Below are 16,929 nucleotides of genomic sequence, written 5' to 3'. Positions count from 1 at the left end.
CCGATCGTCTGTCTTTCACCGTTCGGCTGCTATGCTCCAATTGTAAACGCATCGATCGAGGCCGATGGCGATTTCGAGCACGAGGACGTCGTGATCTATGGCCGCTCCCTTCTTGGGTTGCGACCGGTAGCGCTGCGGAAAATCGGTGCGCCGCGAAATCGAGCAGACCTCCATCCACTTGTCGCCATTGTCGACCTCGATATCCATCGTCACCTCGGAATAGGCGGGCAGCCGGTCGGAGGCGACGATCCGCGTCGGCAGACGGATCAGCGAGGCGATCATGCGGCGCACCGGTTCGAGGCAGGCGGCGTGATAGTCGTTGCCGCTGTCGGCCGTGAAGGCACATTGGAATTCGATCTGCCAGAACTCCTTCAGCCGCATATGTTTGGTCGGCTGTTCCTGCTCACGGCGATAGGACCGGCCGGCCTGCCAGATACAGAGCGGCAGCCGCGTCTTTGAGTGATTGCCGAGAATATGCTGCATATAGGCATAGGTCGACGGCGTCGTCTCAGGCCTCAGCACCAATGTTGTATCCCCGGCTGAGAGCGCCTCCTGAACCCAGATATCGGCATTCGAATAGGCGCTTGACACCAGCGACCGCGGCATCAGCGCCGGCGCCTCGACTCTTCTGATATCCCAGGCCGGATTGATGGATCTGAGAAAACTGCGGACCTCTTGCGAGAAAAAGCCGATCATATGATCGCGCAGATGGATCTCGCGCTCCTCCCAATGGACGAGCGAATTGACATGATAAAGATTGAGCACGGTGCCTGTCTCCCTGGCAGCGTTGATTGACGTGGTGAGGGGCTTTACGTCCAGCCGCGCGCCGGACGCTCAGAGCGCCCGCACGTCACAGCAGGACGCGGAGACCTCGTCCGTCAAAAGCGCGCACAATCGCGACCTGCAGGCAGGTGCCGATATGGCGGGAGAAAGGCGCGCGCTTCATGCTCATGTTGAATTTCTACGTGCCGCTAGCGCCATTGTCAAAACCCAAGACGGTGAGACAAAATGAATCAGCTGTGGATGGGCTTTTTTATTGCCGCCTGTCCTTCATTTCGTCACAAACTTTCTCGATCCGCTTGCGTTTAGCCAATGGCTCACCCGCCGTCCAACGACAGAGCCCACCGCTCAACGACAGAGACAGTAATATCGATGACCAAGACGACCTCCCGGCTCCTTGCCACCGCGCTCTCCTCCGCCTTGCTGACGGGCGCTTTCACCCTGGCTCAAGCCGGCCAGGCAAGCTTCGTCGTCGATGCGCAATCCGGTCAGGTTCTCGAAGCCTCCAATCAGGATGAGTTGAACTATCCGGCGTCACTGACCAAAATGATGACGCTCTATCTCGCCTTCGAGGCCCTGCATGAGGGACGGCTCAAATGGGACCAGAAGCTCACCATGTCGGAAAATGCCGAGAGCAAGGAGCCATTCAAGCTCGCCGTCGGCGCCGGCCGCCAGGTAACGTTGCGCGAAGCGGTCGAAAGCATCGTCGTCTTATCCGCCAACGACTCTGCCGTGGCGATTGCCGAACAGCTCGGCGGCTCCGAACAGGCTTTTGCCACTGTCATGACCGACAAAGCGCACCAACTTGGCATGTCGAATACGGTCTTTAAGAATCCCTCGGGCCTGCCCGATCCGGAGCAGGTCACCTCGGCGCGTGACATGGCAACCCTCGGCGTTTCGCTGATGCGGGACTTTCCGGAGGAGTTCAAGCTCTTCTCCATGCGCGGCTTTCAGTTCCGCGGCATGAAGCTGCGCGGCCACAACAACCTGATGTATCGATATGAAGGCGTCGACGGCATCAAGACCGGCTATACCGATGCATCGGGCTATAATGTCGTAACGTCGGCGCTGAAGGACGGCCGCCGCGTCGTCGGCGTCGTGATGGGCGAAAAGACGGCAAGCCTGCGCGACGACAAGATGGCAGGCCTGCTGGACAGCACCCTGTCCTCGTCATCGAATGCGACAGCTTCCACAACGCCAGGCACCCAGCTGGGAGCGACGATGACGGACACACAACCGACGAAGTAGGCCTGGGTCTGCTATCTGAAAGCCACTTCCAGGTGCTGCCGGTCCTGGGCAATCACCCGGCAATTCGTTTCGAATCCTTCTCCCTTGATGGCAAGAATGAACTCGGAAGGAATGCCGGCCGAATTGGAAACCGAAATGCCGGCGCTTTCCGAGCCGATGGATTTGACGGTGCAGTCGATGGTCGAGCGTCGATCGTTGAACAGGATCGAACCCGCCTTCAGCACCCGCCGCCGCGCGCCGATAGCATGATCCGCATGGATGGAACTCCATGACACGCAACGATTTCGCCCGGAATGTTTGGCCTGATACATTGCGGCATCCGCCTGAGCCAATAGCGTCTCGATCTCCTTGCTGACCATCGAGAGCGCCGACGTTCCGAAGCTCGCCGTGACATTCAAGGCGCCGTGATCGCCGCGAATGGACTGCGCGGCGATGGCGGCCCGGAGTTTCTCGGCGACGGCGACAGCCCCTTCCCGATCGACATGCGGCAGGATGACGGCAAATTCCTCGCCCCCGATCCGCCCGAACAGATCACCGGCGCGAAGGGTCGACTTGCAGGTCGAGGCGACCGCCTTGAGAACCGCATCGCCCGCGGCATGCCCATGCGTATCGTTCACCCGCTTGAAATGGTCGATATCAAAGGCGATGCAGGCCAGGTCATGCTGGTGCCGCAAAGCGACCGAAATCAGCTGGTCGGCTTCCTGCTTGAAGGCGCGCCGCGTCATCGCCTCGGTCAGACTGTCGGTGGCGGCCGACTGCACGAGTTCGATGCGGTCCATCGCCGCCCCCGCCAACTCCTGGAGAATGTCGAGATCTCTGCTGCCGAACGACCTTGGCCGGCGATCGATCGCGCAGACCGTTCCGATCATATGCCCGTCCTTCGTTCGGAGCGGCACGCCGGCGTAAAAGCGGATATGATCCTCGCCGGTCACCGCAGGATGTTTTGAAAACCGTGCATCCTTGGTGGCGTCCTGCACGATAACAGGCTCGTCACAGTCCACCACGCAACGGCAGAACGTGTCTTCAAGCGACACTTCGTCGGCTGAGAGGCCGGAGCAGGCCTTGTACCATTGCCGGTGCGCATCGATCAGGGAGACGATGCCGATGTCGATGGAAAATATTTGCTTTATCAGGCGGACGATCCGCTCAAAACCTTCGTCCCTCGGTGTGTCGAGAATGTCGAGTTGCTGCAGCGCAGCCAGGCGAGCATTGTCGCGCTGGATGGCTTCTGATGACGACTTTCCGAATACGCGTGCGACCACCATGCAGCATGCCTCCTGACAGCGATGTCATGATGCGTTCCACAAATTCGTGAAGAAATTGAATACGATGACAGCCCCAAGCTTTTGGGGCCGAATATTTTTCAGAACAGGCAACCCTCAATGGCGACGCAATGGTGGCCAAACGCCATCTCAGATTGAGCGCAGCGTCCAGCTGACGATCTCGGAGACCACCGTGGAGAAGGCGCGGTCGAGGCCCTTGACAAAGCCGACATTGTCGCCACCGGCCGACGCCATGGCGCGAAACACCTTCTGGGCGCGGACCGAGCCGTTGCGGTCGTTGAGAATCTTCGCGGAGATTTCGACCACCGCCTGGTTGCCGTTCGAAGCATCGATCTCGAAAGAGCGGACATCGGTGACAATCTGGTAATCGATCGCCAGCCCCTGCCCCGGCATGCCGACGCCGCCAACCTTGCCGGAATTCTCGAAGGCCTCCACCAATTTCGATTGGACTATGCGCGGTAGCTTGTCGCCCCACTGCGCCCGCGACAGATACTGGATTTCCGAAGGCGAAACGCGGATGACAATCTGTTCGCTGTCGAGCGCCTTCAGCGCCGTCGGGCTGGCGATCAGGATCTGGCGGGATTTGGCCGCGGGTCCGTCACCGTCGACGGCGGCAGATAGGTCATAGGTATCGTTCTTGGCCGCGGTACCACACCCCGAAAGGATCAGCGCCGTCAGCAGCGGCGCGATCACCGTTCCCCTGATCCACGAACGGCGCGACAACAGATGCGATGCGACCATATTCGGCTACCCTGACTTTCCCTGTTAACGCCGCGTCCGGCCGTCGTACTGCTTGACCGTGTCTCCGCCGAAGATCAGGCGTTGCGGATTGCGGTCGAAGTTGGTGATCGTATCGTTCAGATTATTCACGGTTCCGCGCATGTCGTTGACGAGAGTCTGCACATCGCGCAAACCGCCGCTTGAGAATTTCTGCAGATTATCGGCGATCGGACCGATTCGCGAATTCAAATTGTCGGCGACCTTCTTGAAGGATTCCAGCGTTTCGCGCGCTTGTGCAAACATCGATTGCGTATTGTCGGTGCCGAGCAGCGCATCGACTTTGATGAGAATGCCGTCGATACGGGTCGAGGCCGAATTCAGCTTGTTGGTAAGCTGCGAGACGTCCTGAATCGTCTGGTCGATATCTTTCTTGCGGGCCGAAACCGTATCGGCGACATCACGAATCGAGGCGACGGCGGTGCGCGCATCCTTGGTCGCCTGGGCGATGTCGTCGACCGAGCCCTTCACCTTGGCGGGGTCGATCTGGGCGACGAGCGTGTCGACGCGGTCGAGCGTCGCCTGTGCCTGCTTGCCGAAATCGTTGAAGGTGGTGGCCGTCTGGTCGAACTTCTGGACCGCCCCCTTGAGCTCGCCAGAGGCATCGGCGACATTGGCGGTGATCTTCTCGGCGTTGGAAACGATGTTGTCGATCTTCTGGGCGTCGACAGCCTTGACCAGCGATTCCACCGCCTGCAGTGTCGAATCCACGCGGCCGGAGACGGCCTTCACCGTATTGGAGAGCTCACCGACGCTTTGCAGGAAGGCGTCGATATTGTCGGAATTCTTGGCCAGCGCATCCGAGAAGGTCTCTGCATTCTTGAATGTCTGGGTCAGCGGCGCACGTGAATCCTGGATGAAGCCCTGAAGTTCGCCGACTGCGTCATTGGCGCGATCGAGGATCTTGTCGGCGGTCGCCAGAAGATTGGTGACGCTCGACTGATCGGCGACGATGACGGCGCGTTTGCCGTTGTCGATCGCGTGCTGGAGGATGCTTTCCTCGCCCTTGCGGCCGCCCGACAATTCGATATAGGCGGCCCCGGTCAGGCCCTGAATTTCAAGAGCGGCCTTGGTCGAGGGGTAGATCGGCGCGTCGGTGCGCACCTGGGTGAAAGCCAGCGAATATTGCGGATCGTCGGCGTCGATCGACAGTGTCTGCACCGAGCCGATCTGGATGCCGTTGAAGCGCACCGGCGAGCCGACGCTGAGGCCATTGGCCGAGCCCGGAATACGCACGATCAGCTCGGTCATCGGGCCGCCGCGGCCATATTCGGCCATCCAGTAGACGAAGCCGAAGGCCGCCGCGATCACCAGCACCGTGAAAAAACCGACAATCGTGTAATTGGCTTTGGTTTCCATTTATCCGATCACTTCCCGCTCACGCCGTGCCGCGCGCCATTGTCCTGCGGCACGATCGAGCGCGCCCGTTTACCCTTGAAATAGGCCTGCACCCAGGGATCGTCATAGGCCAGCATGTCGTCGATCGTGCCTTCCACCATTACCCGTTTCTTTCCGAGCACGGCAATACGGTCACAGACCGAAAACAGGCTGTCGAGATCATGCGTCACCATATACACGGTCAGTCCCAGACTATCGCGAAGGTTGGCGATCAGCTCGTCGAATTCGGCAGCGCCGATCGGGTCGAGACCCGAGGTCGGCTCGTCGAGGAAGACCAGTTCGGGATCGAGTGCCAGCGCACGGGCGAGCGCCGCGCGCTTGATCATGCCACCTGAAAGTTCGGACGGGTATTTGTCGGCGGCATCGGCAGCCAAGCCCACCATGCGGATCTTCAAATGCGCCAGTTCGTCCATCAGCGAGCGGGGCAGGTCGAGATATTCGCGCATCGGCACCTGGATGTTTTCCTTGACCGTCAGCGACGAAAACAGCGCCCCCTGCTGAAACAGCACGCCGAGCCGCATATCGAGCGCGTTACGCTGCGGTTCGGTGAGTTCGTCGAAATCCTGGCCCAGAATCTTGATCGTGCCGGAGCGGCGCGGCAGCAGCCTCAGCACCGTACGCATCAGTACCGATTTGCCGGTGCCCGACGCGCCGACAAAGCCGAGGATCTCGCCGCGATAGATATTCAGGTTGAGATTGTCGAGCACCACCTTGGAGCCGAAGGCGACGGTGACGTCGCGCGCCGAGAGCACGATATCCCTCTCGTTCCTGTCTTCGGTATCGGTCGGTTTTTCCACGCGGTTTACCATGCTAGAAGTCGATCGCTGCATAGAACATCGCAAAAAGCCCGTCCATCAGGATGACGACGAAAATCGCCTTCACCACCGCGGCCGTTACATGCTGGCCGAGCGACTCCGCGCTGCCGCCGACCTTCAGCCCTTCGACGGCGGCGACGATGCCGATGACCAGTGCCATGAACGGCGCCTTGATCATGCCTGACAGAACCGTCGACAGCGTTACCGCCTCGTGCAGGCGCGACAGGAAGTTGGCGAAAGTGATGCCGGAATAGCCCCAGGCGACGGCGGCCGCACCGGCGAGCGAGGCGAAATTTGCCAGCACTGTCAGAAGCGGCAGCGCAATGGTCAGCGCCACCAGCCGCGGGAAGATCAGCACGCCGATCGGGTTCAGCCCCATCACCTTCAGCGCGTCAATCTCCTCGCGCATCTTCATCGAGCCGATTTCGGCGGTGATCGCGCTGCCCGAACGACCGGCGATCATTATCGAGGTCAACAGCACGCCGATTTCGCGCAATTGCAGGATGCCGACGAGATCGACGACGAAGACTTCAGCGCCGAAATAACGCAGCTGGAAGGCGCCCTGCTGGGCGATGATCGCCCCGATCAGAAACGACATCAGAAGGATGATCGGAACGGCGCGAACGCCCATATGGTCGATCTGGTTGACGATCGAAGCCGGCGAAACACCGCTGCCGCGCCCGAATTTCATCTGCGCGCCGCGCACGGCGGAGCCGAGGATATACATCGAGGCGGCCAGATTGTCCCAGAGATCGTAAGTCATCTTGCCGATCGGCACGAAGATGCGCGCGACAAGCGAGACCCTCTCCCTCTGCTCCGGCTCCGGTTTGGCCGGCTCCTCGGAAAACATCTCCAGCATTTCGTCGATATGCGGATTGGTGCCTTCGAAACGCACCGTTCGCCCGGCCGCCTCCTCTTCCTTCTTCAGCCGGCACAGCAGCCAGATGCCGGCGGTATCGATATCGGAAATGTCGGAGAGATCGACCGTCAGATCGCCGGCCTTCTGGTGCAGGAGCTTTTCGAAGTCGCGCAGCACGAAATGCACATAGGCACTGCGCCAGTTGCCCTTGAGACGAACATGCTGCCCCGAACCATCGGCATGGTCGTCCACTTCAAGTGAGGCAACGTTGCGATTCTCGGCGTTCAAGATACTTATGTCTTTCAAGGCTTGCAGCGACATTGCCGAATCGCGAACGATGGTTCGGCGCCGGCGCGTCAATATACAGAAGCAGGCTGCAATTTCCATGCTCGCAGGACAGCAATAATGCCGCGCAGCCTCGATATTCAGATGAATTCCTTTCCGATTGCCGGGAGCTTCACCATCTCGCGCGGCGCCAAGACCGAGGCCGAGGTAATCACCTGCGCGCTCGCCGAAGACGGTGCGCGCGGGCTTGGCGAATGCGTGCCCTATCGCCGTTATGGCGAGACCATGGAGAGCGTGTTCGCCCAGATCGAGGCCGCGCGTCCGCTGGTCGAGGCCGGCATCTCGCGCCGCGACCTTTTGTCGGCGATGCCGCCGGGCGCTGCTCGCAATGCCGTCGATTGCGCCCTCTGGGACCTCGAAGCGAAACGAACGGGCGAAAGCGTCGCGGCTCGTCTCGGCCTTGCCGATCAGAAGCCGCTCACAACTGCCTACACCATCTCGCTTGGTGAACCGGAGGTGATGGCCGCCCAGGCGCGCGAACATGCCGGCCGCGCGCTGCTCAAGGTGAAGGTCGGAACCGGCGACGATGAAAGCCGCATCCGCGCCGTCCGTGCGGCCGCACCCGACGCCGCCATCATCCTCGATGCCAATGAGGGCTGGCCGGAAGCGGTGCTGGAACGCCATCTCCATATCGCTGCGGAAGCGGGTGTGGCTCTCGTCGAGCAGCCGCTGCCGGCCGGCCGCGATGCGCTGCTTGCTGAAATCCGCCGGCCGCTGCTGGTCTGCGCCGACGAAAGCGTCCACCATACCGGTGATCTCGCAAGCCTTGCCGACCGCTACGACGCGATCAACATCAAGCTCGACAAGACGGGCGGCCTGACGGAAGCCTTGGCGATGAAGGCCGAGGCCGAACGCCTCGGATTCAGCATCATGATCGGCTGCATGGTCGGCACCTCGCTGGCAATGGCGCCCGCCGTGCTGCTCGCCCAGAATGCCGATTTCGTCGATCTCGACGGTCCGCTGCTGCTTGCCCGCGATCGCGAACCCGGCCTGCGCTACGCCGCTTCCCTGGTCTTTCCGCCCGAAAGCACGCTTTGGGGCTGAAGGTAGTAGGCCAAGATGACAAGGCCGAGGCCGGAGAATGCGACCAGCGCCATGACGTAATAGCTGACGACGCCGAGCCAGGCATAGAGATAACCCGACGCCAGCGTCATCAGCGCCATCGCCATGCCGACATAGAAGAAATAGGCGCCTTGCGCCGAGGATTCCTGCGTCTCCTGCACCGTCGCCATGATCCGCCGCTGCACGCCCGTATGCACGAAGGCATAGGTGAAGCCGTGAAAACACTGCAGCAGGAAAAAACCGGCAAAACCCGCATTCATGGGAAACAGGATCCAGCGGCAGACGCTGACGGCACAGCCGAAGCGGATCAGCGTCCAGGCGTTGAAGCGCCGGTTGAGGCGCTTCGACAGGAAGAACACCGTCACCTCGGAAGCAACGCCGGCGCTCCAGAGCAGGCCGACTTGAGCGCCTGAAAAGCCTAGCTGATGCCAATAAATCGAGGAGAAGGCGTTGAGTACCGCATGGCTCGACTGCTGGATGGCGACACCGATCAAAAGCAGCAGCAAATGCGGCTCGCGCAGCCCGCTGCCGGTAGCGGCTGGAATGTTGATCGGCTGGCCGCGGCGCCGCGTCGGCCCGATGCGCGGACAGAAGATCGCCATAACAACGGTCATGGCAAAGCCGAACACCATGACGACAAGCACCATTCCGCCGCCGAACCGGCTGACCATCTGGCCACCGACCAGCGTCGAGACGATGAAGGCGATCGAGCCCCAAACGCGCATCGACCCGTAATCGAGCCCCCAGCGGCGCACGCCCGAAATGACGATCGATTCGACGACGGGCACATAGGGCGCGAAGGTGGCGCCCTGCAGCGCGTAAACGATAGTCACGGGCCAGAAGCTGGTCGTCCAGAAAAGCGCGATCGCCGTCAGCAGCGACAGGCCGCCCGACCAGAGCAGCACGTCGGCGCGTTCCTTCAGACGGTCGGCGATCATGGCCACGACAGGCGCCACCAGCACGCGAACCACCATCGGTATGGCAAGGATGATGCCGATCTCGTGGTCGCTGAAGCTGTGGGTCGCGAGCCAGACCGGAAAGAACGGCAGAACGATGCCGTTGACGAGCAGCGGGGCGCAATAGGAAAGCGCACTGAGCAGCCGGAAGCGCGGCGGCGCTCCCTCACTCGGGGAATGTTGAGCGGGAATCATCGGTGGACCTGAAGGAAACTGATCGTTGTCCTAACACACCACCCTGGAAGCGACTATTGCGAGAAATAGCCTCACTGAAACGTTTTAGAAAATAATGGGGCCTGTCACCTGGCGGTAACGGCTAAATCACTGGGAGCGCGGCGCGGATACGCCGGCGCCAAAATCACGCGGCCAAAATCAAGCAGCCTGGGGGGCCAGTTTTGCATCTTCGAGATGCTCGAGGGCAACAAGCGCCGGCACGCTGCTGGCGAGCGCCCGCCAGGTGATCAGTTCGAAGGTGCCGTCCTCATGTTCGGCGACCGCCGTGCAGCTTTCAACCCAATCGCCGGTATTGATATAGCGGATGCCGTCCATATCCTGGATGATGGCATGATGGATGTGTCCGCAGATCACGCCGTCGGCGCCGTTCTTGCGGGCTTCCTCTGCAACGACGCGCTCGAACTCGCCGATGAAGTTGACAGCATGCTTGACCTGCAGCTTCGCCCAGGCCGAGAACGACCAGTAGGGCATGCCGAGGCGGCGGCGAACGGCGGCCAAGAGGATGTTGATGCGGATCGCCGTGTCGTAGGCCCAGTCGCCGAGATAGGCGAGCAGGCGCGCGTTGCGGACGACGACGTCGAATTCGTCGCCGTGCAGGATCAGGTATTTTTTGCCGTCGGCGCCGTCATGCATCATGCGATCGACGACCTCGATGCCGCCGAAATGCATGCCTGGGAAATCGCGTAGGAATTCGTCGTGATTGCCGGGAATATAGACAACGCGCGTGCCCTTGCGCGCCTTGCGCAGAAGCTTCTGAACGACATCGTTGCAGACCTGCGGCCAGTACCAGCTGCGCTTCAGGCGCCAGCCGTCGACGATGTCGCCGACGAGAACGATCGTATCGGCCTCGTGGTGGCGCAGGAAATCCAGGAGGAAATCAACCTTCGCGGCCTTCGAGCCGAGATGGACATCGGAAATGAAGAGCGTGCGGAAATGTCTGGGTTCCATCATGTCTATCATGAGCTGCTGCTCATGCCCCATCTTTCATCTAGCCTTCCAAAACCAGACTCGTGTTTCAGGAAGATGACAAACTGGGGAAAAAGCCCTGCAAACCCCATCCCACGCAAGCAGCTAGCGTATCGTCGGCTGCTTCCTCCCGGCAATGTTGCCCTCTCCATCGCGCGCGTTCATGATGACGGCGATTCCATATCCGACAATGCGGGATGGCTGATGCGTCTCTTTCTCGTTCGCCACGGCGAATCTCTCGGCAACCTCAACGAACGGGCCTATCGCCAATTCGGCGATCACAACGTGCCGCTGACGCAATGGGGCCATCGCCAGGCGGTGGAAGCCGGCGGCGCCATCGCCTCCTATTTGAAGGCATTGCCGGGCGCGGATTTCGGCAAGCTGCAGATCTGGTACTCGCCATTCCTCAGGACACGGCAGAGCAAGGATGCCCTGCTCACAGCCTTGCCGGAAAGCGTCGTCGGCGAGATCCGGGAGGATTACCTGCTGCGCGAGCAGGATTTCGGTCTTTTCACCGAAATCTATGACCACGCCGAACAAAAGCAGAAATTTCCCGAAGAATTCGAAAAATGGGCAAGGCTACGCAGCAACAGCGGCAAGTTCTACGCGCGGCCGCCGGATGGCGAAAGCCGGGCGGATGTGGCCCAGCGGGTGCGCCTCTTCCTTCAGACCGTCATGCGCGAGGCCGAAAACAGCAGCGACAACGTCGTCATCGTCGGCCATGGCGTCACCAACCGGGCGGTCGAAATGAATTTTCTGCACCGCCCTGTCGAGTGGTTCGAGCGTTCCGACAACCCCGGAAACGCCGATGTCACGCTGATTGAAGGGACGCGCTTGCAAGGATACGAGTCGATCCTGTTGCACCAGGCCGCTGACCGGCAGCCGGGACAGGAAGATGATCTGCGCGATGCCTATGGCGCCGACGTGACAATCACCCCGAAGACCGCCGGGTAGGTCTCCGGCGGGTTACAAAGGCAACCCGCCAACTCTTCACGTGAGGTGACGCGTCATTTACGTCGGCGACGTCACCGTCGCCGGTTCCTGCCCCGCCGAAGCCTCCTCCTTCGCCGCCTCCGGCCGTCTCGTCCTCAACAGACGCAGCACGAAGACGAAGAAGACGGGAACGAAGAAGATCGCCAGCACCGTTGCCGAGACCATGCCGCCGAGCACGCCGGTGCCGATCGCGTTCTGGCTGGCGGCGCTTGGCCCGGTGGCGATCGCCAGAGGCACCACCCCGAAGGTGAAGGCGAGCGAGGTCATGATGATCGGCCGGAAGCGAAGACGAGCGCCTTCGATCGCGGCATCCATCAGCGATTTCCCCTCGGCAAAGCCGTCCTTGGCGAATTCGACGATCAGGATGGCGTTCTTCGCCGACAATCCGATGATCGCGATCAGACCGACCTTGAAGTAGATGTCGTTGGACATGTCGCGGCTCATCACCGCGAGCACGCAGCCGAACACGCCGAGCGGGACGACCAGCATCACCGACAGCGGAATGGACCAGCTCTCGTAAAGTCCCGACAGCAGCAGGAAGACAAAAAGGATACTGAGGCCGAACAGGAACGGCGCCTGCGATCCCGATCTCAGTTCTTCCAGCGACTGGCCGGTCCATTCGAAGCCGAAACCGTCGGGAAGCTCCGAGGCCAGCCGTTCCATTTCTGCGATCGCCGCACCCGATGAATATCCGGGGGCCGGGGCGCCCGAAATGCGAACCGAGGGATAGCCGTTATAACCGACGATCTGCGCCGGTCCCTTCTGCCATTCGGCCACCGCGAAGGATGACAGCGGCACCATGCCGCCGCTCGCATTGCGGACATTGAGCTTCATCAGGTCTTCGGCCTGAAGTCTGCTCTTGTCCTGCGCCTGCACGATGACGCGCTGCATGCGGCCCGAATTCGGGAAGTCGTTGACATAACTCGAACCGAGGTTGGAGGTGATCGTGTTGTTGATGTCGGCGAAGGCGACGCCGAAGGTATTTGCCTTTTCGCGGTCGATGACCAGCACCAGCTGGGCCGAATCCGGCATGCCTTCCGGACGGATCCCGGCGATGATGGGGTTCTGAGATGCTTTGCCGAGCAGCATTCCTGCGGCCTCGGTCAGTGCCGCCTGGCCCTTGCCCCCGCGGTCTTGCAGGCGAAAGGTGAACCCGTTGGTGGTGCCGAAGCCTTCGATCGGCGGCGGCGACAGCGCGAAGGATGTCGCATCCTTCAACGCGAATAGCTGCATATTGGTGCGGTTGGAGATCTCCTGCACCGAATTGCCTGCGCCGCGTTCGGCCCAGTCCTTGAGGGTGACGAACACCAGGGCGGCATTCGGCCCCTGCCCCGAAAAGCTGAAGCCCTGAATGGCGACGACGTTGGCTACCGCCGGCTCCTTCTTGAAGATCGTCTCGATGCTTTCGAGCGAGGCCACCGTGCGGTTGCGGCTCGCCTCAGGCGGTCCCTGCACGTCGACGATCAGGAAGCCCTGGTCCTCATCCGGCACGAAGCTGCTCGGCAGGTTGACGAAGAGATAACCGAGCCCGACGACCAGCGCGACATAGACGGCCATCACCCGCCAGGATCGCTTGGCCAGTCCGCCGACGGTGCGGGCATAACGGCCGGTCAGCCGGTCGAAATTGCGGTTGAACCAGCCGGCAATACCCTTCTTCTCGTGATGGCCTTTGATCGGCTTCAGGAAGGTGGCGCAGAGCGCCGGCGTCAGCGACAGTGCCAGGAAGGCCGAAAACAAGATCGAGACGACCATGGTCAGGCTGAACTGGCGGTAGATGATGCCGGTCGAGCCCGGGAAGAACGCCATCGGCACGAAGACGCAGGAGAGCACCAGCGTGATCCCGAGGATGGCGCCGGTGATCTGCCGCATCGCCTTTTTGGTCGCCTCCTTCGGCGACAGCCCTTCCACCGCCATCAGCCGCTCGACATTTTCGACCACGACGATGGCGTCGTCGACAAGAATGCCGATGGCAAGCACCATCGCAAACATCGTCAGCACGTTGATCGAGAAGCCTGCGGCAAACATCACTGCAAGCGTGCCGAGCAGAGCGACGGGTACGACAAGCGTTGGAATGATGGTGTAGCGGAAGCTCTGCAGGAAGATGAGCATGACGATGAAAACGAGCGCGACGGCTTCGGCGAGCGTATGCGCCACCTTCTCGATCGATGCGGACACAAACGGACTGGTGTCGTAGGGAACGGAATATTCAACGCCCTCAGGGAAGAATCGTGACAACTCCTCCATCTTCGCCTTGACCAGATTGGAGGTGCTGACGGCATTGCCGGTCGACGACAGCTGGATGGCGATGGCAGCACTCGGCTGGCCGTTCAGCCGGGTGGAAAAGCTGTAGCTCTCGCTGCCTTCTTCGATGCGCGCGACGTCGCTCAGCCTGACGTTCGAGCCGTCGGCATTGGCGCGCAGAACGATATCGCCGAACTCCTTGGTATCGGTCAGCTGACCCTTGACCAGCACCGTCGCCGTCAGGTCCTGCGAGATCGGATTGGGCGCCGCGCCGATCTGGCCTGCCGCGACCTGGGCATTCTGCGCCGAAATCGCCGTGCTGATATCGGATGCCGTGAGGTTGAGGCCAACCATTTTGTCGGGATCGATCCAGATGCGCATCGCCCGCTGCGATGCAAACAGCTGCGCGCGGCCGACGCCGTCAAGACGGCGCAGCTCGCCGATGACATTTCGGTTGAGATAGTCGCCGAGCGCCACCTCATCGGTCTTCCCGTCCGTCGATGTCAGCGAGATGAACATCAGGAAGCCTGACGACGCCTCCTCGACCGTGATGCCCTGATCCTTGACGGACTGCGGCAGCCGCGGTTCGACCCGGCGGATGGCGTTCTGAACGTCGACCGAAGCCTGGTCGATATCGGTGCCGGCTGCAAAGGTCGCGGTGATCGTCATCGCACCCGAAGTGTCGGAGGTCGATTCGAAATAGGAAAGGTGCTCGACCCCGTTCAGCTCTTCCTCGATCTGACGGGTGACACCCTGATAGATGTCCTGCGGCGATGCGCCGGGATAGCTGGTGGTGATGCTGAGTTGCGGCGGTGCGACCTTCGGATATTGGGCGACCGGCAGAAACGGCAGCGCGATCAGGCCGGCAATGGAGATGAAGATCGCAAAGACCCAGGCAAGGATCGGGCGATCGATAAAGAAACGTGCCATCGATCTTACTCCGGCTTCTTGGCGTCGCCGGACGCGACTTCGCCGCTACGCCACTCTTCCGGCGCGACCTTGGCACCCGGCTGCAGTTTCTGCACACCGTCGACGACGAGGCGCTCGCCCGCGGACAGGCCGCTTTCGACCACCCATTCATTGCCGGAGGATTGACCGAGCTCGACGTCGCGCGGCTGCGCCACATCTCCCTGCTCGACGACATAGACCTGCGCCTTGCCGTCGGCCGCGCGGATGACGGCGCGTTGCGGGATGAGGATCGCCTTCTCGCGGACGGCCTGTTCGATGCGGACCCTGATGTAAAGGCCCGGCAGCAGATCACCCTTCGGATTGGGGAATTCGCCGCGCAGGGTGACCTGGCCGGTCGTCGCATCGACGCTGGCGCTGCTGAAGAGCAGCTTTCCGGACTGACTGTAGACTGTGCCGTCGTCGAAGATCAGCTTGATGTCGGCTTTGCCTGGTTCCGTCGAGGCGAGGCTGCCGTTTTCGACCGCCCGCTTCAGCGCCAGCAAGTCGCCGGAGGATTGTGTGAAGTCCGCATAGACCGGGTCGATCTGCTGGATCAACGCCAACGCATCGCCGGCATCGGCCGTCACCAGTGCGCCCTCGGTTACCAGCGCACCGCCGATGATGCCTGAGATCGGCGCCCGGACTTCGGTATAGCCGAGATTGATCTTCGCCTCGTCGAGCGCTGCCTGCGCCAGCGCCACATCGGCATCGGCCTGGGCAAGGGCGACAGCCGCCGTATCATATTCGATACCGCTTGCGACATCGCGGTCGCGCAGCGACTTCTGGCGGTCGAGCTGCAGGCGGGCGTTGGTCTGCGTCGCCTTGGCGCGCTCGAGGCTTGCCTCGGCGCTTGCCACCCGGACCCGAAACAGCGCCGGATCGATCCGGTAGAGCACGTCGCCCTGGTGAACGAGGCTGCCCTGCTCGAAGACCCGCTGCTGCAGGATGCCGGAAACTCTGGCCCGCACCTCCGAAACCCGCGTCGCGGCAATGCGCCCGGGCAATTCGCTGACGACGGGAACCGGACGTGCGTTAAGCGTCAGCACGCTGACGGCGGCCGGCGGCATGGCGCCGCCTTCCTGAGCGTAAGCCGGCAGGCCGACGGCGACGATCAGCGCCAGCACTAGCGCGCAACGCAATGATTTCGTATGAAAAAGCATGTTCATAAGCCTTCCTGATGGTCCCGCTGAGGTCCAAAAAAGCACAGCCCGCCGAAATGACGTTCGGCGGGCCTCCTCAGCCGACAGGTAATCGATATTTTTTCGATTTTCAAGATACCTACCGGTTGGTATGATAGTGAAATCACCTTACGAGTTTCCCGTGACACTGCGATCCCGAGAATGATACTGACTTCTTGGGCACCTCGTCACGAAGCGCCGCACGAATACGGATCGTCCATTGATAGATAGCCCTCGGAACAGAAAGAAACAGCCTGATGTTGTGCGGCAGGCTCTTCTCGACTGCGCCACGAAACTGGCGCTCAAACATGGTCTTTCCGCCGTCAGCCTGCAGGCGGTCGCCACTGCTGCCGGTGTGACCAAGGGCGGCCTGTTTCATCATTTTCCCAACAAGCAGGCTCTCATCGAGGCCGTCTTCGACGGGATGATGGAAAACCTGGATCGCGAGATCGACGAGGAATTGGAAAAGGACGAGGGCGGCCACGGCACATTCACCCGCGCCTATGTCCGCACCCTGTTTGCCGACCGCGCGCAAAACAACAGCCCATGGTCGGCGCAGACCATGACCGTGCTTGCCGACCCCTACTCCAAAAGCCTCTGGCACCGATGGATGAATGACCGCCTCGTCAAGCACGCCGCGACCGACACGGGAATCCGGCTGGAAATCGTGCGCCTGGCCGCGGACGGGGCATGGCTTGCCCATGTCCTCAGGCCCGACGACCATGCGGGTTCCGACGACGCCAGTCTATTGCAGGAACTGATCGAACTCACCGATAAGTGACAATCAGCCGGCTCGTCACTGCCATGAGGGCCGCGCGTCAAACTGAACGCGCGGCGGAGACTTCA

14 protein-coding genes are annotated in these 16,929 nt (G+C 61.2%); 4 read left to right on the top strand and 10 right to left on the bottom strand.

Going from position 1 to position 16,929, the window contains the following annotated elements; all coding sequences use genetic code 11:
* Nucleotides 1-15: 15 nt before the first annotated feature.
* Entirely contained in the window at nt 16-765 is a 750-nt protein-coding gene (locus tag FFM81_RS09600) for an aminoacyl--tRNA ligase-related protein (protein ID WP_025416298.1), read from the bottom strand.
* A gap of 387 nt (nt 766-1,152) precedes the next feature.
* Here FFM81_RS09600 and FFM81_RS09595 point away from each other — a divergent pair, with 387 nt between their 5' ends.
* Nucleotides 1,153-2,028, top strand: a complete 876-nt coding sequence (locus FFM81_RS09595; RefSeq protein ID WP_025416300.1) for a D-alanyl-D-alanine carboxypeptidase family protein — start codon at nt 1,153-1,155, stop codon at nt 2,026-2,028.
* An 11-nt stretch (nt 2,029-2,039) separates the two neighbouring features.
* Here the strand turns inward: FFM81_RS09595 and FFM81_RS09590 are convergent, their stop codons facing one another.
* From FFM81_RS09590 to FFM81_RS09570, 5 genes are all read right to left on the bottom strand, one after another.
* Nucleotides 2,040-3,293: a sensor domain-containing diguanylate cyclase gene (locus FFM81_RS09590; RefSeq protein WP_128398526.1), complete on the bottom strand. Its 1,254-nt coding sequence runs from the start codon at nt 3,291-3,293 to the stop codon at nt 2,040-2,042.
* 147 nt (nt 3,294-3,440) lie between these two features.
* Nucleotides 3,441-4,052 (bottom strand): ABC-type transport auxiliary lipoprotein family protein, encoded by a 612-nt coding sequence (locus FFM81_RS09585; RefSeq protein ID WP_003569028.1) that lies wholly within the window; start codon nt 4,050-4,052, stop codon nt 3,441-3,443.
* A gap of 24 nt (nt 4,053-4,076) precedes the next feature.
* Complete coding sequence (locus tag FFM81_RS09580; protein ID WP_025416302.1) at nt 4,077-5,447, bottom strand: MlaD family protein; 1,371 nt, start codon at nt 5,445-5,447, stop codon at nt 4,077-4,079.
* Between the two features lie 8 nt (nt 5,448-5,455).
* Nucleotides 5,456-6,295, bottom strand: coding sequence for an ABC transporter ATP-binding protein (locus FFM81_RS09575; RefSeq protein WP_025416303.1), 840 nt, complete (start codon nt 6,293-6,295; stop codon nt 5,456-5,458).
* 1 nt (nt 6,296) lies between these two features.
* A complete protein-coding gene (locus FFM81_RS09570) occupies nt 6,297-7,466 on the bottom strand; it encodes an MlaE family lipid ABC transporter permease subunit (RefSeq protein WP_025416304.1) in 1,170 nt (389 codons plus the stop codon).
* Nucleotides 7,467-7,565: 99 nt separating this feature from the next.
* Here FFM81_RS09570 and dgcA point away from each other — a divergent pair, with 99 nt between their 5' ends.
* The gene (dgcA, locus tag FFM81_RS09565) at nt 7,566-8,549 is read left to right on the top strand and encodes an N-acetyl-D-Glu racemase DgcA (RefSeq protein WP_138384219.1); all 984 of its coding nucleotides are present in this window, start codon (nt 7,566-7,568) and stop codon (nt 8,547-8,549) included.
* On the opposite strand, the gene FFM81_RS09560 is transcribed toward dgcA, so the two are convergent.
* Both FFM81_RS09560 and FFM81_RS09555 read right to left on the bottom strand, forming a co-directional pair.
* Nucleotides 8,501-9,718: an MFS transporter gene (locus tag FFM81_RS09560; RefSeq protein WP_003569034.1), complete on the bottom strand. Its 1,218-nt coding sequence runs from the start codon at nt 9,716-9,718 to the stop codon at nt 8,501-8,503. The genes dgcA and FFM81_RS09560 overlap by 49 nt on opposite strands.
* A 177-nt stretch (nt 9,719-9,895) precedes the next feature.
* Nucleotides 9,896-10,738, bottom strand: coding sequence for a UDP-2,3-diacylglucosamine diphosphatase (locus FFM81_RS09555; RefSeq protein WP_003569035.1), 843 nt, complete (start codon nt 10,736-10,738; stop codon nt 9,896-9,898).
* Nucleotides 10,739-10,927: 189 nt separating this feature from the next.
* Between FFM81_RS09555 and FFM81_RS09550 the strand changes: the two genes are divergently transcribed.
* Nucleotides 10,928-11,677: a histidine phosphatase family protein gene (locus tag FFM81_RS09550; RefSeq protein WP_003569036.1), complete on the top strand. Its 750-nt coding sequence runs from the start codon at nt 10,928-10,930 to the stop codon at nt 11,675-11,677.
* 57 nt (nt 11,678-11,734) lie between these two features.
* On the opposite strand, the gene FFM81_RS09545 is transcribed toward FFM81_RS09550, so the two are convergent.
* Both FFM81_RS09545 and FFM81_RS09540 read right to left on the bottom strand, forming a co-directional pair.
* Nucleotides 11,735-14,887: an efflux RND transporter permease subunit gene (locus FFM81_RS09545; protein WP_138384218.1), complete on the bottom strand. Its 3,153-nt coding sequence runs from the start codon at nt 14,885-14,887 to the stop codon at nt 11,735-11,737.
* Between the two features lie 5 nt (nt 14,888-14,892).
* On the bottom strand, nt 14,893-16,071 hold the full coding sequence (locus tag FFM81_RS09540) for an efflux RND transporter periplasmic adaptor subunit (RefSeq protein WP_173883771.1): 1,179 nt from the start codon (nt 16,069-16,071) through the stop codon (nt 14,893-14,895).
* A 232-nt stretch (nt 16,072-16,303) separates the two neighbouring features.
* Here FFM81_RS09540 and FFM81_RS09535 point away from each other — a divergent pair, with 232 nt between their 5' ends.
* Complete coding sequence (locus FFM81_RS09535; protein WP_138384217.1) at nt 16,304-16,864, top strand: TetR/AcrR family transcriptional regulator; 561 nt, start codon at nt 16,304-16,306, stop codon at nt 16,862-16,864.
* Nucleotides 16,865-16,929 lie beyond the last annotated feature (65 nt).

Origin of the sequence: Rhizobium hidalgonense, from assembly GCF_005862185.2 — a bacterium.
Taxonomy (GTDB): domain Bacteria; phylum Pseudomonadota; class Alphaproteobacteria; order Rhizobiales; family Rhizobiaceae; genus Rhizobium; species Rhizobium hidalgonense.
Note: the sequence above shows the minus strand (reverse complement) of the source record. Positions and strands in the feature narration are given on the sequence as shown.